Source organism: Methylobacterium platani (assembly GCF_001653715.1).
Lineage (GTDB): Bacteria > Pseudomonadota > Alphaproteobacteria > Rhizobiales > Beijerinckiaceae > Methylobacterium > Methylobacterium platani.
Window position 1 is genome coordinate 1 of sequence record NZ_LWHQ01000143.1, and the last position, 1183, is coordinate 1183.

The window sequence follows — 1183 nt, forward strand, 5'->3', positions numbered from 1 at the left end:
AAAACTGAAAACGCTCTAAGCTGCAATCTCCCTTTGCCCTGAGAGCGATAACCCGTACTGCACGGCGAAGCTCTCAGCGGGCATCGGACGTCCGAGCAGGTAGCCTTGCAGTTCATCGCACCCCTTAGCCAGGAGTCGCTCCTGCTGCTCTTCAGTCTCAACACCTTCTGCAATGACACCCAAGCCGAAAGCCTTTGCCATATGGACGATGGATCGCACGATCGCAGCATCCTCGCGCGACGTGCCTAGGTTGCGCACAAAGGATTGATCGATCTTCAGCCGCGACAACGGATATCGCTTGAGCAGACTAAGAGAGGCGTACCCAGTTCCAAAATCATCAAACGCGATGCTCACGCCTTCATCGTGCAGCATTTGAAGCATGCGCAGCGCCCTATCGCTCTGCTGCAAGATGATGTTCTCCGTAACCTCTAGCTCAAGATTTTTAGCCGGCAGTCTGAATTTATATAGGACTTTCTGCACTTCGTGCACAAGATCTCCATTATGCAATTGCAGACCGAAAAGATTGACACCCATACGAAAGCTAGGTGCATTTCCTCGCCACACGCTCGCCTGAGCACAGGCAGTCTGCAACACCCACTGGCCAACCTGAATGGCGAGAGGACTTTTCTCAAGAAACGGCAAGAAGGCCGCCGGAGACTGCAGCCCGCGCTCGGGATGCTCCCAGCGCAGCAGCGCTTCCGCCCCCATCAGGCGCCCCGCGCCATCGACCTGCGGCTGGTAGAACAGCCTGAACTCGCCGCGTTCGTAGGCATGGCGCAGTTCGCTTTCGAGGGCATGCTGCTGCAGCGCCGCCTGGCGCAGACTGGGCGAGTAGCGATGATAACGCTGTCGGCCCTCAGCCTTGGCAGCGTAGAGCGCCAGGTCGGCGGCTGAGAGCAGCTCGTCAGCCTCATTGCCATGCATGGGAAAGTTTGCGATGCCGATGCTGGCACTGAGGTTGAAGGCCAATCCATCCACGGTGAAGGGCACGGAGAGGGCCTGGATGAGGCGCTCGGCTACGAGATCCGCTCCCCGGTCAGCGCGGCAGTCCGGCAAAATGATCGCAAACTCGTCGCCTCCGAGGCGGGCGACCGTCTCTAGAGGACCAGTCACGCTCAGGAGGCGCTTCGCCACATCCTGAAGTAGGCGATCACCCGCCGAGTGCCCCAGGGTGTCGTTGACC

Annotated in this window: 1 protein-coding gene; it reads right to left on the reverse strand. The window is 58.9% G+C overall.

All coding sequences use genetic code 11. The features are described from left to right. Positions 1-15: 15 nt before the first annotated feature. Positions 16-1183 (reverse strand): putative bifunctional diguanylate cyclase/phosphodiesterase (locus tag A5481_RS31980; protein ID WP_156655701.1); only part of this gene is annotated, 1168 nt, incomplete at its 5' end.